A 25,317-nucleotide genomic window follows, 5' to 3' on the forward strand; every position below is an offset into this window, starting at 1 on the left:
CTGATTCCCGCCGGGGCGGGGGATAGGATGAGGCGCTGTGAGGCATCCCCATCTCGCGGCAATTGACGCGACAACCTGGCCCGGCGTGGCCCGCATTCCCGACGGGCGGCTCGTTGACCTGCGGGCCCGCCTCGCCGAGGCCGGTTTCGCCCGCGCCTGCAGCGCCGCCGGCCTCGACCTTGACCCCGCGGGGACACCGGATCTCGTCGTCGAGAACGAGGCTCTCTTCCCCCGCCTCGCTGTATCCGGCTGGTTGGGCCTCGCGGAGAGTTTCATGGCCGGGGAGTGGCGTTCCGAGCGTCTCGTCGACGTACTGGCGGCGCTCATCGCGACCGGTTACCGCCCCCGCACCCGCCTGCCCGCCCCCGCGGCCTACGACGGCGGCGAGCTCCCCGCCGAGCTCGTGGCGCTGAGCGCCGGCGACGGCCTCAGCGCCTTCGGCGGCGTCTTCGCCTCCGGGGTGCCCACCACCGTGCGCACCGCTGTGCCCAACCACGCGCCCGGGCGCGGCCCCGACACCTACTTCATCGATCTGCAGACCTTCACCGAGCCCGTCGGCGTTGACCGGGAGGACCTCGGCGACGCGCAGACCCGCAGCGTCACCATGCTTCTCGACGCCGCCCGCGTCACCGCCGGCACCCACCTCCTCGAATTCGCCACCTCCGGTGGCGCGGTGGCGATCCAGGCGGCGCACCGCCGGGCGACCGTGGACACCCTCACCGCCGATCCCGCCCAGGCGCGGGCGGTGGGGGAGCAGCTGCTGCTGGCCGGGGTGGAGCCCTCGGTGCACGTGTCCGTCATCGATTCCCCCGTCCCCGGCCCCCGCGACTGGCGGGGCAGCTACGACGCCATCGTCTCCGTGGAGAAACTCGAGGTTCTGGAGCCGGCCGACCGGGTGCGTCAGCTCCGGGCCTTCGACCGACTGCTCAGCGTCGGGGGCCACGTGGCGATGCAGACCGTCACTGCCACCGACGCCATGACCCCCGCGGCCCGGCAGGCGCTCGACGTCCTGCGGGCCTACGTGTGGCCGGGGCTGGAATACCCGTCGGTGGAGGAGATCCACAAGCTCGTCGACAAAGAGTCCGGCCTGCGGATCGTCGGCCAGGCCCACGTGGGCAGCCACCACGAACTCTCGCTCGAGCTGCAGCGCACGCAGTTCGAGGGGCACATGCGGGAGGCCGCGGCCGCCGGTTTCGACATCGCCTTCCGCCGCCTGTGGGTCTACCAGTTCGCGCTGCGGGAGGCCCTGTTCCGGCTCGGCATGCTGGATACGGTGCAGTTCACGCTGACGCACCGGAACCGGCAGGGACGCCGCTAAGCGGCGATGTTGAACATCCAGCGGGTGCCGAAACGGTCCTGCAGCAGCCCGAAGAGCGCGCCCCACGGGGCGGGCTCGAGGGGCGAGAGGATCTCCGCGCCCTCCGCCAGGCGCTCCCAGTAGCCGCGGATCTCGGCCTCATCGTCGCCGGTGATCGCCAGGGGAGTGTCGGTGCCCGGCACGTGCTCCTCACCGGGGAAGGTGTCGGAGCCCAGGAGGAAGGTGCGGCCATCGCGGACCAGCGCGGAGTGCATGACCTGGCCGTCCGGGGTGGGGAGAATCTCCACCTCGGCGCCGAAAATGTCGGCGTAGGCGCGCATGGCCTCTTCGGCGTGGCCCGGGAAACGGCGGTAGGGGGAGACGGACGTTGTGGAAGTCATGCGCACGATCCTAGCTGCGCTGGCACCATGGGGGACATGACCACACGCGAACCCACCGGTTACCTGTCCACCGGGACAGTCTGGCCCGAGCTGATCATCACCCGCCGCCTCCCGCACGTCATCGACGCCGTGTGGAACCACCTCACCGACCCCGAACTGCTCGACACCTGGTACGGCACCTACGAAGGGGATCCGGCCAGCGGCGAGGTGCTCCTGCGGACGAAGGAGGCCCCCGATCATCCCGGGCAGGCGCTCATCGAACACTGCGAGGCGCCCTCCGCCCTGGCCGTCACCCTGGCAAGCCCCGCCGGGGCGTGGGTGCTCATGGTGACCCTGAGCTCCCATGGGGACGCCACTGACCTGGAGTTCCGCCAGCGTCTCGACGGCCTCGAGTACTCCGCCGCCGACCTCGGCCCGGGTTGGGAGTATTACCTGGACAAGCTGGCCCTGGCGTTGGAGGGCGGCGATGTCGACTCACTCCGCTGGGAGGATTACCACCCGGGCCTGTGCGAGCACTACAGCCAGGAGCATCCTGAAGGACGCTAGACGAGCACCGGGTCGAGGTAGAAGGCCTCGGCATTGGTGCGGAACACGGCCTCCAGATGCTCCGGATCCACGGAATCCCGGAGTATCTCCAGGTCAGAGACGTCGAAGGGGCGGGGGGAGCGGGTGGAGGGCAGGTCCGTCCCCACCATGAGGGCCGTGGGGTCGACGTCCATGATCGCGCGGATGGCCTCGGCAGGGTGGTCATCGAGGCGCCCGAAGCCGGTGGCCTTGACCTTTGTTCCGTGCTCGACGAGGCGGAGCAGGTGGGGCAGGCCCGCGCGGCTGAGCCCCAGATGGTCCACGCTCACGGCCGGGAGAGCGGCCAGGGTGTCGTGCAGCTCGGGGAGGTGGCGGGCGTCGACGTAGAGCTCGGTGTGCCATTCGGCGACGTCGTAGACGTGTCGGGCGAGGCTGTCGAGGACCTCGAGGCCCGCGGAGCCGCCCCGGGCGAGGTTGAAGCGGACGGCGCGGACGCCGCGGGCGTCGAGACGCAGGATCTCCGAGTCCGAGATGTCACCGGGCACCTGTGCCACGCCGACGAAATCCGGGCCGAGCTTCTTCAGGGCGGCGACGAGGAACTCGGTGTCGAAGGCCTGGAAGGAACCCGATACGACGGCGCCGCCGACGATGTCGAGCCCGGCGGTGCGACGCCGATAGTCAGCGACCGAGAATGCCTCCGGCACATAGCCCTGGTTGGGGATGAGGGGGTAGCGGGGGTCGATGATGTGGAGATGGGTGTCGAAGAGAGCCGGGAACATGGCTCCATTGTGGCACTGTGCGGGGCAGGGCGTCGCCGATCTAAAATGACATAATGTACATTATCGGCTTCTACGTCAGATACCTGCCTGCTGGTTCTGGTCCAGGAATCTGGGAAACCAATCCGCTCTCTATTTGGTGCTGCTCTCGCAGGAGATCCCCGGCGGGACGGTAGGCATTGAGTGTACGTGCACCCCTCTCGCGATACACGAGACGTGCTTCCCTGACATCTTGCTCTGTGGCGAGGAAGAAAGTGCTCGCTGCGAAGTGGGCCACACTCCCCTCACTTCCGCCCAATTAAGTCACAGTGACGTAAATGGGGCTACTCCCGGTCCCGGTACTTGTAGGCCATCCAGAGCTGCCAGATGGACACCAGGACCAGAACGCCGGCGATGATGCCCACGAACCAGTAGCCCTGCCACGTGACGTAGAGGCCGAAGACGAGGATGACGATGAGACGGATCCAGATCGCCGGGATCATGCGGGAGGGATTCATGCGGGACCTACTTCTTCAGCAGAAGGCGGATGTTGAGCTCGCCGGTGTCGTCGATCTTGGCGGCGACGAACTCCGGGGACTCGACGCCGTACTCGTGACGGTTGACCGGCACATCGCCGGAGACGATGACGCGATCGCCGTCGCGGAGGATGTCGAACTCGTGGCGCAGCGGGCGGGTCTCGCCGCGGATCTCCATGTCGCCGACGAGGGTCACCTTTCCGGGGGTGCCATCGCCCGGGACCGCGGAGACGTCGGCGGGCTCGGTGATGGTGAACCTGGCCGTCGGGTACACGTTGGTGTGGAAGATCTTGTTGCGGACATTGATGTCGCGGCGCTCGTTGTCGGTGGAGACGTCGTTCATGTCGACGACGATCTCACCGGCCTGCAGGGTTCCCTCGGCGATGGTGGCCCAGCCCTCGACGGACTGGGTGGAGCCGGAGGTCTCGCGGCGGTCGGACGGGAGGATCTCGAAGAAGGTGAAACCGACCGAGGTGGTATTGACATCCGCCCGCTGATGCGTGACGTGCCACTCCCCCTCCAGGTCCGTGCTGGCCGGCGACGCCCCCTCAGCGCGCAGGCCCTCCGTCTTCAGGCCGGGGCCGGTGGCCAGGGCGAAGAGCATCGGAACCACGGCCACCAGGGCCAGGAGCACGATGAGAATGATGAAGATCGCGATGATGATCTTGCTGGCGGGCTTGCTCTGGGTGGTCATCGACCTGTCTACCTCAACTTCTCGATCGTCCGGGCGAGTGCCACCAGTTCGGAGCACAGGACGCGGATCTCCTCCGGTTCGGCGCCCTCCGCCGAGGCGGTGGCGACGTCTTCGGCCGCGCACCGCAGCTCGAAGAGAGAGTCTCTCAGCGCTGCGGCACGGTCCGGATGAATGATAACTGCTTCGGCCGGGATACTGGTACCCGAAACGTTCTGACGTTGCTCGTAGGCACGCTGCTTGCAGGACCTGCTGCAGTACTTGCGTGGGCGGCCCCGGCCGGTGAGGACCAGCTCCCTGCCGCACCACGCGCATGACCCCGCGGGATTGGTGGTGGATATCGTCACGTGACCACCATAACCGATCCCCCGCCCGTTGTCGGGAACAAACCCGGTGGCCGGCACGTTATACTGGTACGTCTGTAGAACTTCAACCAACGAAAAGGATGATGCCGCAATGGCAGATCGCGTACTCCGCGGCAGCCGCATGGGTGCTGTCAGCTACGAAACTGACCGCGACCATGACCTGGCCCCGCGCCAGATGGTGAAGTACCGCACCGAGAACGGCGAGATCTACGAGGTCCCGTTCGCCGATGACGCGGAGATCCCCGAGGAGTGGATGTGCAAGAACGGCCAGCTGGGCACCCTCGTCGAGGGTGAGGGAGTCGAGTCCAAGCCGGTCAAGCCGCCGCGTACCCACTGGGACATGCTGCTGGAGCGTCGTTCGCTGGAGGAGCTGGACGTCCTCCTCGAGGAGCGCATCGAGCTGCTGCGTAAGCGCCGTCGTTCCGCCGCCCGCCTGCTCAAGGAGCAGCAGGCCGCTGAGGCCGAGCAGAACGGCTAGGTCCAGATAGAAAAGGCCCGGTGAGTCGCAGGACTCACCGGGCTTCTTCGCGTCTAGCGCTGGCGGGAGCGCTTCCAGTGGCGGTACTCGTGGGTGACCATCCGGCGGCCGACGGTCGCGGCGTCGGTGATCTGCTCCAGGCGGTGCTTCAGGCCCCACCGGGTCACCTCGACGAGGGAGTCCTTGACGAAGCTGCCGTCGAGCTTCGATTCGCCGATCTCGCGCTCGGTGAAGGTGATGGGCACCTCGCGGACATCGAAGCCCCCGGACACCGCGCGCCAGGCGAGATCCACCTGGAAGATGTAGCCCGCGTTGGACAGTTCCTCGAGGTCGAGGGCCTCGAGGACGTCACGTCGATAAGCACGGTAGCCGGCGGTCATGTCGGTGAGCCCGGCGCCGAGGAGCAGCGAGATGTAGATGTTGCCGCCCTTGGACAGGATCCAACGCTTCTTCGGCCAGTTGACCACCTTGCCGCCGGGGACGTAGCGGGAGCCGATGACCAGGTCGGCGCCGGCGTCGATCTCGGAGAGCAGCAGGTGCAGCTGCTCGGGGGCGTGGGAGCCGTCGGCGTCCATCTCGCACAGCACGGTGTACTCGCGCTCGAGGCCCCACTGGAAACCGGCGACGTACGCGCCGCAGAGGCCGCCCTTGCCCTCGCGGTGGAGGACGTGGACGTGCTCGTCGGAGCCGGCGAGCTCATCGGCCTTGTCGCCGGTGCCGTCGGGGCTGTTGTCGTCGACGATGAGGATGTCGACCTCCGGCGTGGCGGCGCGGACCCGGCCCACGATGAGCGGGAGGTTCTCCAGCTCGTTGTAGGTGGGGATGATCACCAGGGTCGCGTCACTGGGGTTGGTCACGAAGGTCTCCTTGCTTATGCGGTGTCTCGTCGCCGGCCGGTCACCAGCGCGGTGATGAAGAGCAGGCCACCAAGAAGTATAAGGGCTGTCTGAATGGCGGCGCCGTACCGGGCGGCGATCGTGAGCGAATCCCGTAGCGGCAGGGTCTCCACGAGCGAGTCCGCCTCGAAGATGCCGGTCTCCTGGCTGACGGAGCCGTCCGGGTGGACGATCGCGGACACCCCGGAGGTGGCGGCGACGACGACCGCCCGGTCGACCTCGATGGCCCGCAGACGGGACATCGCCAGCTGCTGGTAGGTCATGTCGGTGAACCCGAAGGTCGCGTTGTTGGTCGGGGTGGTCAGCAGCTGTGCGCCGTCGCGCACTGCGCTGCGCAGGGCAGGGTCGAAAGCCACCTCATAGCAGGTGGCCACGCCGACGACGACGTCCCGCATGCGGACCGTGAACTCGGGCGGACCGGGCTGGAAATTGCCCGCCTGGTCGACGTACTCGGAGAACATGCGGAAGAAGTCGCGCATCGGCATGTACTCGCCGAAGGGCTGGAGGAAATGCTTGTTGTGCTGGTCGCCGCGCCCGGTGTCCGGGTCCATGACGACCATGGTGTTGCGGTCGCCGACCTCGTCGCGGGTGATCGTGCCCACCAACACCGGCGTATCGACGGCCCGGACCGCCCGGTCCACCAGCTCCCCGGCGGCGGAGTCAGCGAAGGGGTTGACGTCGGAGGAGTTCTCCGGCCAGATGACGAGGTCGAGCTCCTCCCCCGCCAGATCCTCGGTGACCTGGACGTGGTTGGCCAGGACGGCGCGACGCTGGGCGTTGAAGTCGAGCCCCATGCGCGGCACGTTGCCCTGCACGGCGGCGACGCGGGTCTCCCCCACGGTCGCCTCCTCCCGGTTGACCACGGTCAGCCCCGTGGCCAGCCCGGCCACCAGGGGCACCACGACGGCGAGCACCCCGGCGACCCGCGTCCGGCGGTGGAGCAGCGCGAGCACGCCCGCACCGACGAGCGCGGCGGCGCAGGACACCAGCGCCGGCCCTCCCCACGCGGCGAGGGGCGCAAGCGGTCCGTTGATCTGCCCCCAGGCCAGCCGCACCCAGGCGAAGCCGCCGAAGGGGAAGGAGCTGCGGGCCCATTCCACCAGCACGTAGACGAAGGGGAAGGCGAGGAAGCCGTAACGCCAGCGGGCGACGGCCACGCCGCCGACCCCCAGGGCGAGCGCGTAGAGGGCGCAGAAGACGGACAGCGCGATGTAGGGCAGGTTGCCCACGAACTCGCCGATCCACGGAAGCATGAACAGATACAGCACCAGCGCGTGGGTGAATCCGAGCAGCGCGCCCGCGCGGTAGCCGGGTCCCGGGCCGCGCCACGGAGCGAGGGAGGCGTAGAGGCCGGTCATGCCGAGCACACCCGCCCACCACCAGCCGAGCGGTTCGTTCGAGGCGTAGGCGAGGAGTCCGGAGGCCGCGGCCAGGAGCAGCCGCAGCGCGAGGATCACTTGAAGTCCTCCGGGCGGACGTCGCGGGTCCAGTCCTGGATCTCCGAGTCGGCGGGCTCGTCGATGACCTGCGCACCATCACCGAAGCTGCCGTAGCTGGTGGTGGGACGGCGGGCGGCGGTGGCCTCGTAGCTGCGCACGCCGAGGTCCTCGATGGACTTCATCATCTTCTTCGCCGCCACCCGGCGGGCCACCGCGCGGGTGGGCGGGAGGATGAGCAGCAGGCCGAGCACCGAGGAGGCGATGCCGGGCGTGCCGGCGAGGATGGCCCCGGCGGTGAGCAGACCGTAGTCACCGGCCACACGGCCGGCGGAGATCTTGTTCGCGGCGGCGAGACGGCCGACGCGGTTCATCTCGATCGGCGCGGCGACCAGCCCCAGGGCCATGAGCCCGAACATGAGCAGGAGGGCCCAGCCGGTGCCGAGCCACGTGGCGACACCCCAGAAGACGAGGGCCTCGATGATGAGGACGGGAAGGAGAGCGAGGAAGAACGGCACGACCCCACCCTACCGGCGGAGTTCGTCGAGCAACCACCCGACGTGGCGGGCCAGGTGCCGGTAGTAGGGGCCGAAGTGGTTGGCCCCGGTGCGGCCCGGGATCCGCGGTGTGCGGTCCTCGAACCAGGTGAGGTCGGCGCCCTGTCGCCGCCAGGCCGCGCGCAGCTCGCGGACCTGTGCGATGGGGACGACATCGTCATGGCGCGAGCCCCACAGCAGCACGGGCACCGTCGGGGAGGCGCGGCCGAGGGCGCGGGCGTCGAACTCGGCGGCGACGTGGGGCAGGTCGTCGAGAAGCTCTCCGAGGGGCACGCCCTGGTGCGTCCAGCGGTGGGTCCCCCGCCACCCGGAGGTGAACACCGAGCTCACGGCGCAGGTGGCGATGTCGGCGGTGAAATGGTCGAGGCCCTCGCGGGTGAGGGCGCCGAGGATCTCCGCGCGGATGTCGGCGGAGGCGACCATGAGCCCGGCGACGGCATAGGAGAGGACGCCGGTGACCAGGGAGCCGTCGACGTGGGCGAGGACGGCGTCGAGACGCGCGGGCGGCGCCCCGATGACGGCGGCCACGGGGGCGATATCGGGGGCGTAGGAGGCGCGTTCCAGCGCCATGCCCACCGCCGCCCCTCCCTGCGAGAATCCCCACAGGCCGATCGGGGCAGACAAGGGCAGGCCCAGATGGCGGGCGGCGCGGAGGGCGTCGAGGAGCGCGTTCCCGCCGGAGGGGTGATCGCAGTAGAGCTGCCAGCCGAAATCCGGGTCGCGGGGATAGTCGGTGAGCACGACGTGCGCCCCGGCGGCGAGCATCGCGGTGATGGCGGGGAGTTCGTAACTGGCGACGATGTCCACGGGGCCGCGCAGCGAGACGGACATGCCGACGGACATGGAGAAGGAGGGATCGCAGTGCGGCGCCACCCCCTGCGTGGACGGCGCGAAGCCGATGACCGGGCGGGGCCCGCCGCGCCACGGACTGTGGGAGCGCAGGTAGGCGCCGGTGGCGGTGATGGTGCGGCCGCGGGCGTCGGTGGTGACGTACTCCATGCGCGTGGCGGTGACGCGGGACCCGCCCACCAGCCGCATCGGCGCCTCGCCGAGCAGGCTCCCGGGCGGCTGGCCGATGACCCAGGTGGCGTCGCTGAAGCTCGGTTCGGCGTCCCATTCGGCAAAGGAGGGGCGGGCCGGCTGGTTCCCCCGCCGCAGCACTCCCCTGCCGACCTCGTGCGCCAGCGGCAGCCAGGCACGGGCGAGCGTGGATCCCACCCCGGCCCGGTGGACCCGGGAAGCGCGCCTGCCGATCATGCGCCCCACCTTAACTACACTGAAGCCCCGTGAGTGCAGAACCCGCCTTCCTCGACCTCTCCCCCGCCGACTGCGTCGTCCCGCCCGGCGGCTGGGAGCCGTTGGCGGCCGCCGCGGACGGCCACATCCACGTCACCGAGGCAGGTCACGTGCGGCTCTACGGGGCGCCGCTGATCGACGTCCCCGGCTTCCACCCCGCCGCCGGGCCCGCAGATTCCGGCGAGATCGGCTGGCTCGGGCAGACCGATGGCCTGGTCACCCTCGGGGCGGGCCTGCGCCTGGGGATGATGAGCACGCAGATCGCCCGCATGCTCGACGTGGTGGAGGCCCCCGTGCGTCTGTGCCGCGGCGGGATCATCCAGATCGAGGGACTCGAGGAAGGCGTCGCCGAACAGGTGGTGCGCGCGCTCGCTCCCCTGGGCCTGATTTTTGATGCCGGCTCCGAGCTGCTCCAGCTGAGCGCCTGCGGCAACTGCGGGCTCTCCCGCTCGGACGTGCACTACGACGCCCTGCAGGCCGCGGCGGAGGGTCTGGAGGGACCCACCCACTTCGCGGGTTGCGAGCAGCGTTGTGGGGCACCGAGCGGAGACCATGTCGAGTACCTGGCGCTCGGCGAGGGCGAGTACGAGGTGTCCTAACGCGGCATCCTCCGCCAGATCGGGCGGGGCACGAGGCGCATCACCCAGGCCAGGAGGCGGAGGCGGCGCGGGATCCACAGAGTCGTGGAACCACGGCCGGAGCGGATCTCGGCGGCGACGGCGTCGGCGACCTCCCCGGGGGTGACCGACATGGGGGCCGGGTCCATCCCCGCCGTCATGGAGCCGATGACGAATCCGGGGCGGGCGGTAATCAGCCGCAACCCGCTGCCGTGGAGGCGGTCGGACAGGCCCTGGCAGAAGGCGTCGAGGCCGGCCTTGGTGGAGCCGTAGACGTAGTTCGCCCGCCGCGCCCGCCATCCGGCAATCGAGGAGAAGGCCACGATCTCGCCGAGCGGCAGCAGGTCGGCCAGGACGGTGAGCGCGGAGACCTGGGCGGTGTAGTCGATGGTCGCGATGTCCACGGCGTGCGCCTCATCGTGTTCGGCGCGGGCCTGGTCCCCGAGGATGCCGAAGGCGACGATCGCGGTGGATATTCCCCCGGTCAGCTCCCGGGCGCGTTCGACGAGCGCCCGGTGGGAGGCCACGTCGCGGGCCTCGAAGGGGAGGTGGTGGACGGCGGTGGCGCCGGCGTCGAGAAGCATCCGGGAGTCGGGCTCCCGGCGGGCGGCGAGGACGACCTCACGCCCCGCGCACAGACGCGCGGTGAGTTCCAGGCCGATCTCGGAGGTGCCGCCGAGGAGGAGGATGCCGTTCATGACTCAGGAGGCTACCCGGTAGCCGGTCATGGACAGCGAACCCATGGTGCGCTGCTCGTTGAACACGTCGACGCTGCCGCCGGTCGCGCTCGCCACGCCGGCGATGTAGGCGAGCGGCAGGAAGTGGTCCGGGGTGGGCACGGAGCGGGTGTAGTCCGCGTGCCCGCGCAGGGTCTCCAAGCGGTCCGGGTCGCCGAGCATGATGTCGCGGGCGGCCTCGTCGAAGGAATCGGCCCAGGCGAAACCGCGGTCGCCGCCGTGCCAGTCGATGAGGGAGAGATTGTGCACCACGTTGCCGGAGCCGACGATGAGGACGTCATGCTCCGTGGCCAGGCGGGCCAGGCGGGTGCCCAGCTCGTAGTGCTCGGACAGGGGCTTGGAGGCGTCGATGGACAGTTGCACGACGGGGATGTCGGCCTGCGGGTACATGTGCTTGAGCACGGACCAGGTGCCGTGGTCGAGACCCCAGTCATGGTCGTTCTGCACGAGGGTGGGCTTGGCCACATCGCGGACCAGCTCGGCGATCTCGGGGTCGCCGGGGGCGTTGTACTGGACGTCGAAAAGCTCCGGCGGGAAGCCGTAGAAGTCGTGGATGGTCCGGGGGTCGGACATCGCGGTGACGCCGGTGCCCTGGGTGTACCAGTGCGCGGAGACGGAGAGGATCGCGCGCGGCGTGGTCTCCTCCCCCAACCGGCTCCAGGTGCGCGTGAAATCGTTCTCCTCGATGGCGTTCATCGGGGTGCCGTGGCCGACGAACAGGGCGCGGGTGCTCATGGGTTACCTCAGTTCACGTTGTTGATGGGACAGCGACTCTACCCCGTCATGGGACACAACAACAATGTCCTCGAGGCGCATTCCCCACTGGCCCGGAACATAGATGCCCGGCTCGATGGAGAAGCACATCCCCGGCTCCAGGAGCAGGTCGTTTCCGGCCATGATGTAGGGCTCCTCGTGCGTGGACAGGCCGATGCCGTGGCCGGTGCGGTGGATGAAGAACTCCCCGTAGCCGGCTTCCTCGATGACCGCGCGGGCGGCCCGATCCACCGAGGCCGCCGTCACCCCGGGGCGGGCCTGCTCCAGCGCCGCCGCGTGGGCGGCGTGCAGGACCCCGTAGGCGGCACGGGCCTCGCGGGGGGCGTGCTCCGGGCCGCCGACGACGTAGGTGCGCGTGGAGTCGGAGTGATAGCCCGGCCCCCGGGTCCCGCCGACATCGACGACCACCACATCGCCGGTCTTCAGCACCCGAGCCGAATGGGAGTGGTGCGGGTTCGCCCCGTTCGGCCCCGAGCCGACGATGACGAAGTCCACCACCTCATGCTCCTTGAGGATGAGTGCCCGCAGGTCCGTCGCCACCTGCGCCTCGGTGCGTCCCTCCCGCAGCAGGGACGGCACCCGCTCCTGCACGCGGTCGATCGCCGCGGCGGCCAGGGCCAGCTGCTCGATCTCCGCCGCGTCCTTGCGCATGAACAGCTCCCGGAGGGTGGTGGCGGCGGGGAGCGTGGGGGCGTCGATGAGCTCCTGGAGGCGCAGGACGTGCAGCGTGGTCAACGAGGATCCGAGCGCGACCGGACCGTGGTCGAGCACCGCCACCGCGCGGGCGTGCGCATCCTCCCCGTCCACCCAGCCGCTGATGAGCACATCGAGGTGCGGCAGGGCCGACAGCTGCAGGTCACCGATGTCCGTCTCCGGGGCGAAGAGCACCGGCCGTCCCTCCGCCGGTACGACCAGCGCCGTCAGCCGCTCATGCGAGGACACCCAGGAACCAGTGAGATAGGCCAGCTCCGGACCCGTGCCGATGATGATCCCCGCCAACCCCTCCTCCCGGCACAACTGCGCGGCCCGGTGGAGGCGTTCGGCGTACACGTCGCTGGGAAACAGATCAGTCATGTCCCCCATCGTAGGTACGCTGGGACAGCGTGTCGCACGCCATCACCGTCCGCCTCAGTTCCGGCCGCGCCTACTGCTCCGGGGTGCTCATCGCACCCGATCTCAGCGCCGGCGAAGCCCCCACCGAGTACATCCTCAGCTGCGCGCATTTCCTGCGCGAACGCAGCGGCCCGATCCGCGTCGGCGGGGCCTTCTTCCACGCGCACGTGCGCGGCGCGGTGCGCCTCCCCCGCACCGACATCGCCGTGCTCCGCATGGACCGCCCCTCCCCGCCCCGTCCGCTGCTCCGCTTAGCGACGCACCCCGCACCCTGGTTCGCCCCCGCCCGCACCGAGGGCTTCGGGCAGAGCTGGCACCAGCGGCAGCTGCGCCCGGGGCGCGTTCTGGGACGCACCCCCGTCGCCCTGGGCCGTAACCTGCGGACGCTGGTCACCTCCGCGGCGATCCTGCACAACCACCCGCGCGCGGTGAAGGGCGATTCGGGAGGGCCCGTCATCGTGGGCGAGCAGATCGTGGCGGTGCAGTCTATGATCACCGACCCCTTCGGCGTGAACACCGGGCTGGCCACCGTCGCGCAGGTCGCCCCGCACCGGCGCGCGATACTGGCGGCGGTGGAGGCGCTGGAGCAGGCGTATTAGCTGCCGATGGCCACCACGCCGCGCCGGATGGCCGTGATCGCGCGCCGGGCGTTGGCCTGCACGTCATCGGTGTAGGCCGTCTTGGCGACCTGACCCAGCAGGTCCATGACCTGGCGGCACCAGCGAACGAAGTCACCCGGAGTCATCTCCGCCCCGGACTCAGCGGCCGCGGCCAGACAGTAGCCCAACGGCGCGCCCGCCGCCCACTGGTGCATGGCCAGCGCGAAACCGGCCTCCGGCTCGCGGGTGATGGGCAGGCGGTGGCGTTGCTCGTCGGCGGCCAGCTCCTGCCAGATGCGGAAGGTGGCGTCGACGGCCTCGGCCATGCGGTCGGTGGCGGAGTTCGCCTCGCCGCCGAAGTCCTTGCGGTTCTCGAAGGTGCACAGGGACACCACGGCCGCCAGCTCCGCGGGGTCCAGCTCATTCCAGATGCCGCGCCGCAGGCACTGGGCGACAAGTAGATCCGATTCATTGTGGATCTGGGAGAGCAGCTCGCCCTCGGGCGTGATCACCGGAACCCGCTCGGGGCCCGTCCCCTCGAACTCGACGTAGCTCATCTCCGAGAGCAGCCCGATGATGCGCTCGAAGTGGCGGCCGAGGGTGTCGGTCGCCTTCTCGACGCGCGCGTTGAGGCGGGCGAGCTCCCTCTCGCGGCGCGCCAGCTTCTCCCCCACCCGGGCCAGCTGCTCGCGGTCCGTGGCGGGCCAGGCGTGGACCGGGTGGGTGCGCAGCGCCTCGCGCAGGGCGAGGACCTTCTTGGAGTCGCGCACCCGGGCCTTCTCCCGCATCTTGCGGGGGCGGGGGAAGCTGGTGCGCTGGAACTGCTCGACGATGAAGCCGGTGTTGCGACGCGGGTTGTCCAGCACCTTGCGCGGCAGGCGCAGGCGCCCGATGGTCTGGGGCGGATTGAGGAAGGAGGAGGCGTCGATACGCCCGGACCAGCCCTGCTCGGTGGTGACCCACGGGCGCGGGTCGCGGGTCTGGTTCGCCGGGGTGACCACCACGGCGAGGACGGGGTGCTTGCGGCCCGGCATGGCGATGACGTCGCCGAGCTGCAGCTTGCCCAGCACGGTGACGGTCTCCTGCTGGCGCTGCTCGAGGGAGTGGACGCGGGAGGCCTTCTCCTCCTCGCTGAGGTCCCGGCGCAGCTGCATGTACTCCATGAGTTCCTCCGCAGGATCCTCCCCGTCGCGGACGGGCGGGGCGAAGGTCGCGATGGCGTCGAGAAGCTGGGTGCGCAGCTCCCGCACCCGGTGCTCGGCGCGTTCGATCTCGCGGACGTCATCGACGACGGAACCGTCGGCCTGGTACTGCGCGAAGGACTTCTCCAGCAGGCGCAGGGAGGGTTCGAAACCGATCATGCCCAGCAGGTTGACGGCCATGTTGTAGCCCGGTGCGAAGGTGGAGATGAGCGGGTACGTGCGTGTCGACGCCAGCCCCGCCACCGCCTTCGGGTCCATCGCCGGGCTCCACTGGACGACGGCGTGGCCGATGACGTCGATACCGCGGCGTCCCGCGCGGCCGGTGAGCTGCGTGTACTGGCCCGGCGTCAGCTCGACGTGTCCCTCGCCGTCGAACTTGACCAGCTTCTCCAGCACGACCGAACGCGCCGGCATGTTGATGCCCAGGGCCAGGGTCTCCGTGGCGAAGACCATGCGGACCAGCCCCTGGACAAAGAGCTTCTCGACGATGTGCTTGAACGCCGGCAACATCCCGGCATGGTGCGCCGCGAATCCCCTCTTGAGGGCGGCCTTCCACTGGGAGAACTGCAGGACCTCGAGATCCTCCTCCGGGATGCCCTCCACGCCGGCGTCGATGATCTCCTCGATGCGCTGGGACTCCTCGTAGTCGGTGAGCACCAGGTTGGAGCGCAGGCACTGGTAGAGAGCGCCGTCGCAGCCCGCTCGAGAGAAGATGAAGGTGATCGCCGGGAGCATGTCGCGCCCCTGGAGCACCCGGATGACGTCCGGGCGACCCACCGGCTTCTGCCGGTCCTGCGGGCGGGTGACACCGGAACGGCGCCCCTCGGCGCGGGCCCGGAAGCCGCGCCCCGACTCATAGTCCGCGCGTCCCTCCTCCGCCGCGTCGGCCTGCATCCGGGAGATGACGTGCTCGAGCTCGCGGTTCACCTGGCCGCCGGTGCCGGGCTCGAAGAGCGGGTAGATCTTGCGGCCCACCATCATCCACTGCTCGAGCGGGACCGGGCGCTGATCGGTGACGATGACCTTGGTGTCGCCGCGGACGGTGGACAGCCAGTCGCCGAACTCCTCCGAGTTGGACACCGTGGCCGACAGCCCGATGATGTTCACCGACTCGTCCAGGTTGAGGATGACCTCCTCCCACACCGCGCCGCGCTCCCGGTCCGCGAGGTAGTGGATCTCATCCATGACGACGTGGCTGAGGCGGTCGAGGGTCGGCGAGCCCGCGTAGATCATGTTGCGCAGGACCTCGGTGGTCATGACGACGATCTCCGCGTTCGAGTTGATCGACACGTCACCGGTGAGCAGGCCGACGACATCCTCGCCGTAGTCCTTCTGCAGGTCGTGGAACTTCTGGTTGCTCAGCGCCTTGATGGGCGTGGTGTAGAAGCACTTCGTGCCCTGCGACAGCGCCAGGGAGACGGCGAATTCGCCGACGATCGTCTTGCCGGCGCCGGTGGGGGCGCACACGAGCACCCCGTGGCCCTCCTCCACCGCCCGACACCCCTGCAGCTGGAAATCATCGAGGGGAAAGGAGAAGCGGGAGGCGAATTCCGCGAGGTGAGTGACATGGGTGTCGTTCATGAGACCCACGTTACTGAAATTGCAGGTGCCGGGAACCGACCCGACACTACAATCTCGTCCATGCCGACCTATACAGTCCACACCAGCACGGGCCACCTCGATCAGGCCGCGCGGGCCGCCCTGGCCCGCGCGATCACCGACGCCCACACCGCCGCCACCGGAGCCCAGGGGTTCTTCGCCCAGGTGGTGTTCCAGGACATCGACCCAGACCGACACTTTGTCGGCGGGCAACCTATCGCCGACGACCTGGTTTTCGTGCACGGGCAGATCCGGGCGGGCCGCACCCCGGAGCAGAAGGCGGAACTGCTCGCAGCGCTGAGCGCCGCAGTACAGAAGGTACTGGACGTGTCACGCCGTGCCGTCTGGGTGTACCTGCTCGACCTCCCGCCGTCGAACATGGTGGAATACGGCCACGTCCTTCCCGCGGCGGGCGAGGAGGACGAGTGGTTGGCCTCTCTGGACGCCGACACTCAGCGGCACCTCAGAGGCCTGGGCGGGCTTTAGCTAGAGGACGTCGTCGAAGCCGCTGGCGGGCCGGTCGATGGGGGCCGGACGCGGGACGGGCACCGGGGCATCGAGGCCACCGGGACCAGTGCTCAGCGAGGACGAGGCATCATCGTCCAGGTCCATCCACTCCGGGCGCTGGTTTGCGCGGCGCTTGTCGTTCCAGCGGGCGAACTGGATCGCCATCTCCACCAGCAGTACCAGGCAGGCCGCCAGCACCACCATGGAGAAGGGGTCCTGGCCCGGAGTCATGAACGCGGCGAAGACGAAGAGGATGAGGATGATCATCCTTCGCTTCTCCTTGAGCGTCTGGTACTCCAGGACACCGATGAGATTGAGCATGACGATGATCAGCGGCACCTCGAAGCTGACACCGAAGATGAGCAGCAGACCAAGAAGAAAGTTGTAGTAGTCCTGGCCAGTGAGGGCCGACACCGCAAACTCGGTGCCCATCGTCATGAGGAACTCCAGGGCGAAGCCGACGATGAAGTAGGCGATGAGAGCACCGAGCACGAATAGCGTTACGGCCAGTGTCACGAACGTGAACGTCGAGCGACGCTCCTTCTTGTGCAGACCCGGGACGATGAACGCCCAGATCTGGTAGAGCCACACCGGGGAAGACAGGACGAGGCCGGCCAGCGCACCCACCTTGAGGCGGAGCATGAACATCTCGAAGGGGCGGGTGGCCAGCAGGCGGCACTCCCCGTCGCGGGTGAAGTCCGCGCGCGACTCCGGTGGCAGCTCACAGTAGGGCCCGCGGAGGATCTCACCGAGCGGCATCGTCCCGAAGGGGGCGTGCTGGTACCAGATGAAACCGACGATCGTGCCCGCGAGGAGTGCGAGCAACGAGATGATGACCCGGCGGCGCAGCTCCTGGAGGTGCTCCACCAGGGACATGTCACCGGTGGGCGACTTGTGTTTCTTTTTCCTGCTGAACCGCAGACGACGCCGGGTGGCGTCACCGGTCTGGGACATCGTGGATTACGTCCCCTGCCCTACTGGTTCGGGTGCTGGGTATTCTGCGGGCCGGGCTGACCCGGGTACGGCTGCCCCTGCTGCGGCTGCTGGTAACCCGGCATCGGCTGCTGGCGCGGCTCGTAGTTCGGGTTCGGCTGGTTCTGCGGCTCATCCCAGAATTCCTGCTGGGGCTGCGGCGGGGCGATCTGCCCCTGCTGCGCCTGAGCCTGATCATCGTTACCCATCTCCTTGACCTCCGACTTGAAGATGCGCATCGAACGGCCGATGGAACGGGCCGCGTCGGGAAGCTTCTTCGCGCCGAACAGCAGGACGACGACGAGCACGATGATCAGGATTTCCCAGGGTCCGGGAGTCATGTGTGTACTACCTCTCAGGAGTAAGCTCGGTTGGAGTCGAACGTAGAGCCTCGATCATACGCTGTCAACGCGGCAACCGCGCGGCGACGAACCTCGGCGCGCAGGCCTTCGGGTCCGACGACGGAGAGCCGGTCCGACTGCCCGAGGGCGAAGCGGATGAACCACTCTTCGGAGCCGACTGGCATGGTGGCGTGCACGCGTCCGTCGGCGGCGGTGTCCCCGAGGGTGATGGGGAAATAGTCGGCCAACCAGGTGTGCTGCGGCTGGATGAGCAGCTCGGCCTGCGCGGCGATCATGCGGTAGCCGAAGGGGTCCGCCGGGTCGAAGGGCAGCTGGTCCAGGTGCGGCTCGGCGGCATCGGGAAGGACGGTGACGTCGCTCATGCGATCGGCGCGGAAGTTCTTGTGCTGGCCGGCTTCCGCATCCCAGGCGGTGAGATAGGTCTCTCCCCCGGTGACGAAGATCTTCGCGGGGTCGACCTCCCGGCGCGTCGTGGTGTCCGCGGACAGCGAGCGGTAGGTGAAGGCCACCCGGCATCCCCCGGTGATGGCTTCGCGGAGGATCTCCTGGGGGGTGGATTCCGCCGGGTCCTCCACGGCGAGGGAGTCGAAGATGGCCACGGCCTCGTCCGACATGATGCCGCGCAGTTTGGCGGCGGCCGAGAGGACGGCCTCGCGGTCGGTGAGGCCGGACATGGCCTCGAGGGATTCGAGGGTGAGCAGGAGCGCGCCCGCTTCCGTCGGGGTGAGCCGCAGAGGGCGGTCCATGCCCTGGGAGTTGGTGACGGACACCCGCGTCCAATCGGCCTGCACCTCCACCAGCTCCTCGGGCCAGGTGCCCACCCCGCAGCACTGGAGGCGGTTGATCTCCTCCTGGAGTTCGGCGGGGTCGCGGCCGAGGTCCTTGGCGGCCTCCATGAGGCTGCGGTCGGGGTGGGCCTGGAAATACGGGAGCAGGTTGAGCGCACGGACGATGGAGTCGATCTTGCCGGCGGAATCGGTGGGGCGGGTCATCGGGTGACTCCCTCAAGCAGCGCGATGACGTCGGCGCGGACGTCGGCGGGTTCGTGGACGACGACCTCCGGGGCGAAGCCGGCGGCGGTGCGGGCGAGCCAGGCCCGGTCGACGTCGATAAGCACGGTCGTGCCGTCCTCCCGGCGGGTGCCCACGGCGGCGAGCTCGTGGGCGGTGCCCTCGGGGATGGTGAGCACGGCGTCGACACGCTGGTGCAGGGCGCGCAGCGAGGCCTCGACGATGCCCTGGAGACTTTCGGCCGGGCGCGGGTGAGTGATGGACTGCCGGTGGCCGAAGACCTTGGTGATGCGCAGGACCCGGAAGCAGCGCGGGGCGTCGCGGTCGAGGTCGTGGCCGACGAGGTAGAGCCGGTCCTGGTGCGGGACCAGCGCCCACGGGTCCATGCGGCGCCGGACGGTGTCGGAGGTGGGGGTGGCCTGGTACTCGAAGGACATGCGCATCCCCTTGCGGAGGACGGTGAGCAGGTTGTTGAGCAGGTCCGGGGACAACCGGTGGGTGTCGTTGACGGCAGTGAACACCGGCGCCTCCGACAGATCCCGGCTCACGCCGGCCGCCGCCAGCTTCGTCCACCCGGAGCGGGCGAACACGCCCAGCTCACTGGTCTGCCCCATCTCGCCTGCCAGGCCGAGCACGGCGGCTTCTGCCGGGGTGAAGGAGACCTCGGGTAGCTCATAGCGGTCGGCGAGCAGCCGGTAGGCGGTGCCACCGGAATCGGAGACGCGCTGCTCCAACGGCACCCCGGCGCGGCCGAGGGTGATGATGTCCCGGTTGAGGCGGCGCTGGAAGGCCTCGCGGGTGCCGTCGCCGTAGCCGTCGACATGCGTGCGGATCCAGTCCGGGGTGAGCATCCGCCCGCCCCGCCGATCCGCGTCCTGCAACGCGAACACCAGGTTGGTCAGCCGGTGGACCACCCGCTCCTGTTTCCCCATCTAAGACCTCCCGTAGACACCTGCGTTGTCATCAAGATATGCCAGGAGCGCGTCCACGCGCGCGTCAACAGGCTGGAAAGGATCGGGAAGTTCCACCAGCTGCGGCTCCGGCGCGTTGACCTTGAGGTGCACCCAGTCGGTGGTGACGGGCGCGCCGAGCTCCTCCGCGCGGGTGATCACCTGGCCGCGCAGCCGCGCGCGGGTGGTCTGCGGGGCGGTGTCGACGGCCTGCTCGATCGCCTCGTCCGTCGTCCACCGTGCCACCAGTCCCCGGGCCTCCAGCAGCGGGAACAGGCCCCGGCCGGGCCGGATGTCGTGGTAGGCGAGGTCGACCTGCGCCAGCTTGGGGTGGGACCAGTCCTCCCCCAGGCGGTCGCGGTAGCGGTTGAGCAGGTTGAGCTTGATCACCCAGTCGATCTCGCGGTCGACCTGCGAGAAGTCCTGCGTGCGGAGGGCCTCCAGCTGACGGGCCCACAGGTCGACCACGCGCCGCAGTTCCGCAGTGGGGGTGCCCTCGTCGGGGCGCTGCTCCAGCCAGTCGGTGGCGGCGGCGAGGGTGGCCTCCTGCACCTCCAGCGCCGTGACGGTGCCCCCGTCCTTGAGCTGCAACAGGGTGGCGCCGGTCATGTCGCGGGCGATGTCGCGGATGTGGCCGATGGGGTTGTCCATCTCGAAATCGGGCAGGGTGACCTCGGCCTCGATCATCTCGAGCACGAGCAGGGTGGCGCCGACCTTGAGGGCGAAGGTCGTCTCCGACATGTTCGAATCCCCGACGATGACGTGCATGCGGCGGAAGCGTTCGGAGTCGCCGTGCGGCTCATCACGGGTGTTGATGATCGGCCGCGCCCGCGTCGTCGCCGAGGAGATCCCCTCCCACACCTGGTCCGCACGCTGGGAGAGCACGAAGCCCGGCTGGAACCCGCCGGTGGCGCGACCCACCATGCCGGCGCCGCAGATGAGCTGGCGGGTGATCATGAACGGCAGCAACTGCTTGCCCAGGCTGCGCAGCGGCAGGTGGCGGCCGACCAGGTAGTTCTCGTGGCAGCCGTAGGAGTTGCCGACCGAATCGACGTTGTTCTTGAACAGGTAGACGCGGGCGTCGATACGATCCCGGGCCAGGGCCTCCTCGGCCCGCTGCGCCAGCGTATCGACGACCCGGTCCCCCGCCTGCTCATGATTGAGCAGCTGGGTCAGGCTGTCGCATTCCGCGGTGGCGATCTCCGGGTGCGAACCGACGTCGAGGTAGAGGCGGGAACCGTTGCGCGTGAAGATGTTCGAGCTGGAGAACTTCTCGACGATCGGCCGGAACAGGTAGCGCGCGATCTCCTCCGGGCTGAGCGAGCGCCCGCCGTCACCGGTGACCGCGGTGATGCCGTACTCGGTCTCCACGCCCATGATGCGGCGGGCGAAGATCACTTACTGGCCGCCCTTCTGCACGTAGGAGCGGACGAACTCGGCGGCGTTGGTCTCCAGGAGACCGTCGATCTCGTCGAGGAGGTCATCGGTGCCGGTGGTGTTCAGCTGGGCCTGGCCGACCGCGAAGGCCTCGTCGTCGTGGTTGTCGCGGCCGCCGCCGGCGGAGATCTGGGACTGGGGTCCGGTCATGGTGCTGTGGCTCCTTCTAGTGCTGGTGAGGCTTGTTGATGTGGGACTTGTTGTGGTGGGTGACGTAATGGTCGGGGGCGAAGTCGAGCGCCGTGAGCGCCGCGATGAGTTCGTCGGTGGTAGCGGAGGAGTCGATGATCTCCCCGACGTGCTCGCGGGTGAGCTTGTCCACCTCGGTGGTCTGGAAACGCGCCGTACCGCCGGAGTGCTTGAGGATCATCGTCTGCCAGCTGGCGGCGATGACGTCGTCCGGGAAACGCGCGGAGACGGCGCCGCGGAACCAGGCGCGGGAATCTGCCGGGGGTACCTCGGCCGCGCGGGCGATCTCCTCCTCGCTGGCGATGGTCTCCATCCGACCCTTGCGCACGAGCGCGTGGTAGAGGGACTTCGCCGGGTCGATGTCCGCGTACTGCAGGTCGATGAGCTGGAGTTTCGGGTCCGCGATGTCGACGCCGCGGTCGAGGTAGCCCTTGATGAGCGCCCACTTGGCGGTCCAGTCGAGCAGGTGGGAGGTGGACAGGGGGTCGTCGGCAAGCAAGTCGAGGACCTTCCCCCACAGGGCGATGACACGCTCGTCGACGTCATCGACGGCGACCACCCGCTCCCGGTAGAGACGCAGGATGTCCAGGGCGTTGAGCGCGCGGCCGTCGCGCAGCTGCAGCTGGTGGGTGAGGCTGAGGTCGTGGGAGACATGCTTGATCTCCGCGACGGGGTCGACCAGGCGCAGGTCGGAGAAGTCGACGCCGTCCTCGATGGCGTCGATGACCAGCTTCGTCATGCCCAACTTGAGGAAGGTCGAGGTGTGCGACATGTTCGCGTCGCCGACGATGGTGTGCAGGCGACGGAAGTGGACGGCGTTGGCGTGCGGCTCGTCGCGGGTGTTGACGATCCCGCGGTTGAGCGTCGTCTCCAGCGAGATCTCCTGGTGGAAGTAGTCCGCGCGCTGGGAGATCTGGAAGCCCGCCCGCTCCCCGGTCTCGCCGATGCCCAGCCGCCCGGCACCGATGATGACGTTGCGGCTGACGAAGAAGGGGATGAGCGCCTGCGTGAGCACCGCAAAATCGGTCTTCCGCGAGTACTGGTAGTTCTCGTGCGCACCGTAGGAGGCGCCCTTGCCGTCGACGTTGTTCTTGTAGATCTTCAGCGGCGGGCAGGGATCGTGGTGCTTGAGGATGCTCAGCCCCTGCGCCGTCAGCTCGGCCACGTCCGCGACGGCCTTGCGCATGATGAGGTCTCCCGCGGCGTCGTAGACCAGCGCGTCATAGGCGTTGGACACCTCCGGGGAGGAGTACTCCGGGTGCGCGTGGTCGACGTAGAAGCGGGCGCCGTTGCTGGTGACCACGTTGGCCACCCCCACCGCGTCCGGCTCCACCACCGGCACCGTGTGGTAGCGGCGCAGGTCGAAACCGCGGGTGTCCTTGAGCGGGGACTCCTCCTCGTAGTCCCAGCGCGAGCGCGCGCCGGTGTTCATCGCCGCGTAGGCGACGACCGCATGCGTCGACGTGATGATGGGGCTCAGCCCCGGCTGCGTCGGCGTGGAGATGCCGTACTCGGTCTCCGTGCCCATGAATCTGCCCATGTCCTCTATCCCACCACTCGTGCCTGGACGACGCGCTTGCCGTGCCGTCCCGTGATCCGTGACCATTCGTCCGGGTTGGTCGTGTTCGGCAGGTCCTCGGACTCGCTCTGCTCCGCGGCGACCGCCTCCGCGATGTGCACCCGGCTGATGCCCGCGGTGCTCACCCCGGCGAGGTGGTCCTTGATGGCCAGCTTCTTCGCCCGGTCGACGATGTTGGCGATCATCGCCCCGGAGACGAAGTCCGCGTACTCCAGCACCTCGATCTCCCCGTCGACCAGCGTCAACTCGACGAAGGCCCGGGGCGCAAAGAGCTTCTCGACGCCCGCCTCGATCAGCTCAGCCACCGGCTCCGCATGCGGCACGTCCTCCGTGAGGTGGCGCTCGAAGATGTCGCGGGCCCCGTCGCGCGTGGGCCGCTGGACGCGGATCTTCACGTCGAGTCGGCCCGGGCGCAGCAGCGCGGGATCGATGAGTTCCTCCCGGTTGGTGGCGCCGATGATGATGACGTTGGCCAGGTTCTCCACGCCGTCGAGCTCGGTGAGCAGCTGTGGGACCACCGTGGTCTCCATGTCCGAGGACACGCCCGAGCCGCGGGTGCGGAAGATCGACTCCATCTCGTCGAAGAAGATGATCACCGGCCGCCCCTCCCCCGCCAGTTCCCGGGCGCGCTCGAAGATGAGGCGGATGCGCCGCTCCGTCTCGCCGACGAACTTGTTGAGCAGCTCCGGACCCTTGACGTTGAGGAAGTAGCTGGAGGAACCGTCGCCCAGCCGCAGGCTCAGCGAGTTGGCCACCGCCTTGGCGATGAGCGTCTTGCCGCAGCCCGGCGGGCCGTAGAGCAGCACCCCCTTCGGCGGGTGCAGCTGGTAGTCGCGGTAGAGGTCCGGGTGGGAGAAGGGCAGCTCGACGGCGTCACGGATCTGGTCGATCTGCTCGTCGAGGCCGCCGATGTCGGCGTAGGTGACGTCCGGCACCTCCTCCAGCGAGAGCTGGGAGACCTCCGTCTTGGGGATGCGCTCGTACGCCACCCCGGCGCGGGAATCAACGAGCAGGGTGTCCCCGGCGCGCGCCGAGGTGGCGATGGGCTCGGCCAGGCGCACGAGGCGTTCCTCGCCGGTGGAGTTGGCCACCAGGGCGCGCCCCTCCCCGACCCGCTCGGTGAGCATGCCCAGTTCCCCGGTGTCCGGGAAGCCGCAGGCCTCGACGACGATGGAGCCGTCACCCAGGCGCACCAGCGCTCCGGGGACCAGCTCGTCGGGGGCGACGTGCGGGGAGACCTTGAGACGCATGAGCCGCCCCGCGGTGAACACCTCCGCGTCGCGTCCCAGCCCCCCGGAGAGGAAGATGCCGTAGGTGGAGGCGGGCTCGCCGAGCGCGTCAACCTGGGCGGAGAGATCCTGCAGCTTGTCCCGGGAGGCCTTGAGCAGCTGGGAGAGCTTGGCGTTGCGGCTGCTCAGGGTCTGGATCTCACGTTGCAGGGCGCGGGGGTCTGCGGTATCGGCGGAAGCGGGGGTCATGCATCAACTGTAACGTGCACCACCCGGGCGGGGTGTCATCCCCGGGTGAACGCCGGGGTGTGCCCTGGGGAGGGGTGCACGAGGATCAGCCAGTGCACACCCACAGTTACTTGCGCGCGCGGCGCTGGGGGCGCGGCGGGGTCACCCCGTCCGCCAGGCGCCGGGCCCAGACGAGGAAGGCGGTGTGGGCGTTCATGCGGTGCTCGGGGCGGGTGGCCAGGCCCTCGACCTTCCATTCGCGGACGAGGGACTCCCAGGCCTTCGGCTCCGTGAAGCACTGCTGCTCGCGGATGCCCTCCATCACCTTCATCAGCTGCGGCACGGTGGCCACGTACGTCATGAACACACCGCCCGGGATGAGCACGTTGCGCACCACGTCGAGGCATTCCCAGGGCTCGAGCATGTCGAGGATGACGCGGTCGACGGGCCCCCCGAGATCCTCCACCGTCACCTGCGTGAGGTCCCCGAGGCGGGGGCTCCACGTGGCGGGGCGTCCGCCGAAGAATTCGTCGACGTTGGATTCGGCGAACTCGAGGTGGTCCTCGCGGATCTCATAGGAGATGAGCTCGCCTTCGGATCCGATGGCGCGCAGGAGCGCCATGGACAGGGCGCCGGAGCCGGCGCCGGCCTCGAGGACGCGCGCGCCGGGGAAGATGTCGCCCTCGATGAGGATCTGGGCGGAGTCCTTCGGGTAGATGACGGCCGCGCCGCGGGGCATGGACAGCACGTGGTCGACCATGAGGTGGCGGAAGAGCAGGTAGTCCGCGCCGAGGGAGGACTGGATGACCGAGCCTTCGTCCATGCCGATGATCTGCTCGTGCAGGATCTCGCCCTTGTGGGTGTGGAACTTCGCCCCCGGGGTGAGAATGAGCGTGAAGTGCCTGCGCTTGGCGTCCGTCAGCTGGACGCGGTCACCGGGCTGGAAGGGGCCGGAGTAGGCCACGGGGATCTCCTATCGT

The 25,317-nt window shown here is 69.1% G+C and carries 28 protein-coding genes; 6 read left to right on the forward strand and 22 right to left on the reverse strand.

What is annotated here, in order from left to right; translation table 11 throughout:
- The first annotated feature begins 37 nt into the window (after positions 1–37).
- Positions 38–1,318, forward strand: coding sequence for a class I SAM-dependent methyltransferase (locus ACFPUZ_RS03860; RefSeq protein ID WP_377000072.1), 1,281 nt, complete (start codon positions 38–40; stop codon positions 1,316–1,318).
- Here the strand turns inward: ACFPUZ_RS03860 and ACFPUZ_RS03865 are convergent.
- Positions 1,315–1,698 carry a VOC family protein gene (locus tag ACFPUZ_RS03865; protein ID WP_377000074.1) on the reverse strand — a complete coding sequence of 128 codons (384 nt, stop codon included), beginning with the start codon at positions 1,696–1,698 and terminating at the stop codon, positions 1,315–1,317. The genes ACFPUZ_RS03860 and ACFPUZ_RS03865 overlap by 4 nt on opposite strands.
- Positions 1,699–1,734: 36 nt before the next feature.
- Between ACFPUZ_RS03865 and ACFPUZ_RS03870 the strand changes: the two genes are divergently transcribed.
- Positions 1,735–2,244, forward strand: coding sequence for an SRPBCC domain-containing protein (locus tag ACFPUZ_RS03870; protein ID WP_377000076.1), 510 nt, complete (start codon positions 1,735–1,737; stop codon positions 2,242–2,244).
- Here ACFPUZ_RS03870 and ACFPUZ_RS03875 read toward each other — a convergent pair.
- The 4 genes from ACFPUZ_RS03875 to ACFPUZ_RS03890 all read right to left on the reverse strand — a co-directional run bounded on the left by ACFPUZ_RS03875 (position 2,241) and on the right by ACFPUZ_RS03890 (position 4,552).
- Entirely contained in the window at positions 2,241–3,002 is a 762-nt protein-coding gene (locus ACFPUZ_RS03875; RefSeq protein ID WP_377000078.1) for an amidohydrolase family protein, read from the reverse strand. The two genes, ACFPUZ_RS03870 and ACFPUZ_RS03875, sit on opposite strands and share 4 nt — an antisense overlap.
- 320 nt (positions 3,003–3,322) lie before the next feature.
- Entirely contained in the window at positions 3,323–3,496 is a 174-nt protein-coding gene (locus tag ACFPUZ_RS03880) for a hypothetical protein (RefSeq protein ID WP_377000080.1), read from the reverse strand.
- Positions 3,497–3,503: 7 nt separating this feature from the next.
- Positions 3,504–4,208 (reverse strand): YceI family protein, encoded by a 705-nt coding sequence (locus ACFPUZ_RS03885; protein WP_377000081.1) that lies wholly within the window; start codon positions 4,206–4,208, stop codon positions 3,504–3,506.
- Between the two features lie 8 nt (positions 4,209–4,216).
- Complete coding sequence (locus tag ACFPUZ_RS03890) at positions 4,217–4,552, reverse strand: hypothetical protein (protein WP_377000083.1); 336 nt, start codon at positions 4,550–4,552, stop codon at positions 4,217–4,219.
- Positions 4,553–4,661: 109 nt separating this feature from the next.
- Between ACFPUZ_RS03890 and ACFPUZ_RS03895 the strand changes: the two genes are divergently transcribed.
- Positions 4,662–5,048: an RNA polymerase-binding protein RbpA gene (locus ACFPUZ_RS03895; RefSeq protein WP_377000085.1), complete on the forward strand. Its 387-nt coding sequence runs from the start codon at positions 4,662–4,664 to the stop codon at positions 5,046–5,048.
- Positions 5,049–5,101: 53 nt separating this feature from the next.
- Here the strand turns inward: ACFPUZ_RS03895 and ACFPUZ_RS03900 are convergent, their stop codons facing one another.
- The 4 genes from ACFPUZ_RS03900 to ACFPUZ_RS03915 are packed head-to-tail and all read right to left on the reverse strand — an operon-like array spanning position 5,102 to position 9,194.
- Entirely contained in the window at positions 5,102–5,905 is an 804-nt protein-coding gene (locus tag ACFPUZ_RS03900) for a polyprenol monophosphomannose synthase (RefSeq protein WP_377000087.1), read from the reverse strand.
- 14 nt (positions 5,906–5,919) lie between these two features.
- On the reverse strand, positions 5,920–7,401 hold the full coding sequence (gene lnt, locus ACFPUZ_RS03905) for an apolipoprotein N-acyltransferase (RefSeq protein WP_377000089.1): 1,482 nt from the start codon (positions 7,399–7,401) through the stop codon (positions 5,920–5,922).
- Entirely contained in the window at positions 7,398–7,898 is a 501-nt protein-coding gene (locus ACFPUZ_RS03910) for an FxsA family protein (protein WP_377000091.1), read from the reverse strand. Before ACFPUZ_RS03910 ends, lnt begins: the two co-directional genes overlap by 4 nt.
- Positions 7,899–7,907: 9 nt before the next feature.
- Positions 7,908–9,194: a lipase family protein gene (locus tag ACFPUZ_RS03915; RefSeq protein WP_377000093.1), complete on the reverse strand. Its 1,287-nt coding sequence runs from the start codon at positions 9,192–9,194 to the stop codon at positions 7,908–7,910.
- A 29-nt stretch (positions 9,195–9,223) separates the two neighbouring features.
- Here ACFPUZ_RS03915 and ACFPUZ_RS03920 point away from each other — a divergent pair, with 29 nt between their 5' ends.
- The gene (locus ACFPUZ_RS03920) at positions 9,224–9,832 is read left to right on the forward strand and encodes a hypothetical protein (RefSeq protein ID WP_377000095.1); all 609 of its coding nucleotides are present in this window, start codon (positions 9,224–9,226) and stop codon (positions 9,830–9,832) included.
- Here the strand turns inward: ACFPUZ_RS03920 and ACFPUZ_RS03925 are convergent.
- From ACFPUZ_RS03925 to ACFPUZ_RS03935, 3 genes are read right to left on the reverse strand one after another with little or no spacing between them, the layout of a single operon-like run.
- Positions 9,829–10,548: an SDR family oxidoreductase gene (locus ACFPUZ_RS03925; protein ID WP_377000097.1), complete on the reverse strand. Its 720-nt coding sequence runs from the start codon at positions 10,546–10,548 to the stop codon at positions 9,829–9,831. The two genes, ACFPUZ_RS03920 and ACFPUZ_RS03925, sit on opposite strands and share 4 nt — an antisense overlap.
- A gap of 3 nt (positions 10,549–10,551) precedes the next feature.
- Entirely contained in the window at positions 10,552–11,322 is a 771-nt protein-coding gene (gene ygiD, locus ACFPUZ_RS03930) for a 4,5-DOPA-extradiol-dioxygenase (RefSeq protein WP_377000099.1), read from the reverse strand.
- 3 nt (positions 11,323–11,325) lie between these two features.
- Positions 11,326–12,435 carry a M24 family metallopeptidase gene (locus tag ACFPUZ_RS03935; RefSeq protein WP_377000101.1) on the reverse strand — a complete coding sequence of 370 codons (1,110 nt, stop codon included), beginning with the start codon at positions 12,433–12,435 and terminating at the stop codon, positions 11,326–11,328.
- A gap of 29 nt (positions 12,436–12,464) precedes the next feature.
- On the opposite strand from ACFPUZ_RS03935, the gene ACFPUZ_RS03940 reads away from it, so the two are divergent.
- Positions 12,465–13,073: a S1 family peptidase gene (locus ACFPUZ_RS03940; protein ID WP_377000103.1), complete on the forward strand. Its 609-nt coding sequence runs from the start codon at positions 12,465–12,467 to the stop codon at positions 13,071–13,073.
- Here the strand turns inward: ACFPUZ_RS03940 and ACFPUZ_RS03945 are convergent.
- Complete coding sequence (locus ACFPUZ_RS03945) at positions 13,070–15,856, reverse strand: DEAD/DEAH box helicase (protein WP_377000105.1); 2,787 nt, start codon at positions 15,854–15,856, stop codon at positions 13,070–13,072. The genes ACFPUZ_RS03940 and ACFPUZ_RS03945 overlap by 4 nt on opposite strands.
- 60 nt (positions 15,857–15,916) lie before the next feature.
- Here ACFPUZ_RS03945 and ACFPUZ_RS03950 point away from each other — a divergent pair, with 60 nt between their 5' ends.
- Positions 15,917–16,360 carry a tautomerase family protein gene (locus tag ACFPUZ_RS03950; RefSeq protein WP_377000107.1) on the forward strand — a complete coding sequence of 148 codons (444 nt, stop codon included), beginning with the start codon at positions 15,917–15,919 and terminating at the stop codon, positions 16,358–16,360.
- On the opposite strand, the gene tatC is transcribed toward ACFPUZ_RS03950, so the two are convergent.
- The 9 genes from tatC to ACFPUZ_RS03995 form a co-directional block, all read right to left on the reverse strand.
- Positions 16,361–17,335 carry a twin-arginine translocase subunit TatC gene (tatC, locus tag ACFPUZ_RS03955; protein WP_377000109.1) on the reverse strand — a complete coding sequence of 325 codons (975 nt, stop codon included), beginning with the start codon at positions 17,333–17,335 and terminating at the stop codon, positions 16,361–16,363.
- 20 nt (positions 17,336–17,355) lie between these two features.
- Positions 17,356–17,694, reverse strand: coding sequence for a Sec-independent protein translocase subunit TatA (gene tatA, locus ACFPUZ_RS03960; protein ID WP_377000112.1), 339 nt, complete (start codon positions 17,692–17,694; stop codon positions 17,356–17,358).
- Positions 17,695–17,708: 14 nt separating this feature from the next.
- Positions 17,709–18,707 (reverse strand): helix-turn-helix transcriptional regulator, encoded by a 999-nt coding sequence (locus ACFPUZ_RS03965; protein ID WP_377000114.1) that lies wholly within the window; start codon positions 18,705–18,707, stop codon positions 17,709–17,711.
- Positions 18,704–19,657, reverse strand: a complete 954-nt coding sequence (locus ACFPUZ_RS03970) for a helix-turn-helix transcriptional regulator (RefSeq protein WP_377000115.1) — start codon at positions 19,655–19,657, stop codon at positions 18,704–18,706. The genes ACFPUZ_RS03965 and ACFPUZ_RS03970 overlap by 4 nt, the downstream gene beginning before the upstream one ends.
- Positions 19,658–21,052, reverse strand: coding sequence for a Pup--protein ligase (pafA, locus tag ACFPUZ_RS03975; protein WP_377000314.1), 1,395 nt, complete (start codon positions 21,050–21,052; stop codon positions 19,658–19,660).
- A gap of 21 nt (positions 21,053–21,073) precedes the next feature.
- Positions 21,074–21,262, reverse strand: a complete 189-nt coding sequence (locus ACFPUZ_RS03980; RefSeq protein ID WP_377000117.1) for a ubiquitin-like protein Pup — start codon at positions 21,260–21,262, stop codon at positions 21,074–21,076.
- 16 nt (positions 21,263–21,278) lie between these two features.
- Positions 21,279–22,841: a depupylase/deamidase Dop gene (gene dop, locus ACFPUZ_RS03985; RefSeq protein WP_377000119.1), complete on the reverse strand. Its 1,563-nt coding sequence runs from the start codon at positions 22,839–22,841 to the stop codon at positions 21,279–21,281.
- 5 nt (positions 22,842–22,846) lie between these two features.
- A complete protein-coding gene (arc, locus tag ACFPUZ_RS03990; RefSeq protein ID WP_377000121.1) occupies positions 22,847–24,358 on the reverse strand; it encodes a proteasome ATPase in 1,512 nt (503 codons plus the stop codon).
- Positions 24,359–24,464: 106 nt separating this feature from the next.
- A complete protein-coding gene (locus tag ACFPUZ_RS03995; protein WP_377000123.1) occupies positions 24,465–25,301 on the reverse strand; it encodes a tRNA (adenine-N1)-methyltransferase in 837 nt (278 codons plus the stop codon).
- Between the last annotated feature and the right edge of the window lie 16 nt (positions 25,302–25,317).

The sequence above is a fragment of the Corynebacterium nasicanis genome (assembly GCF_042658165.1).
Classification (GTDB): domain Bacteria; phylum Actinomycetota; class Actinomycetes; order Mycobacteriales; family Mycobacteriaceae; genus Corynebacterium; species Corynebacterium nasicanis.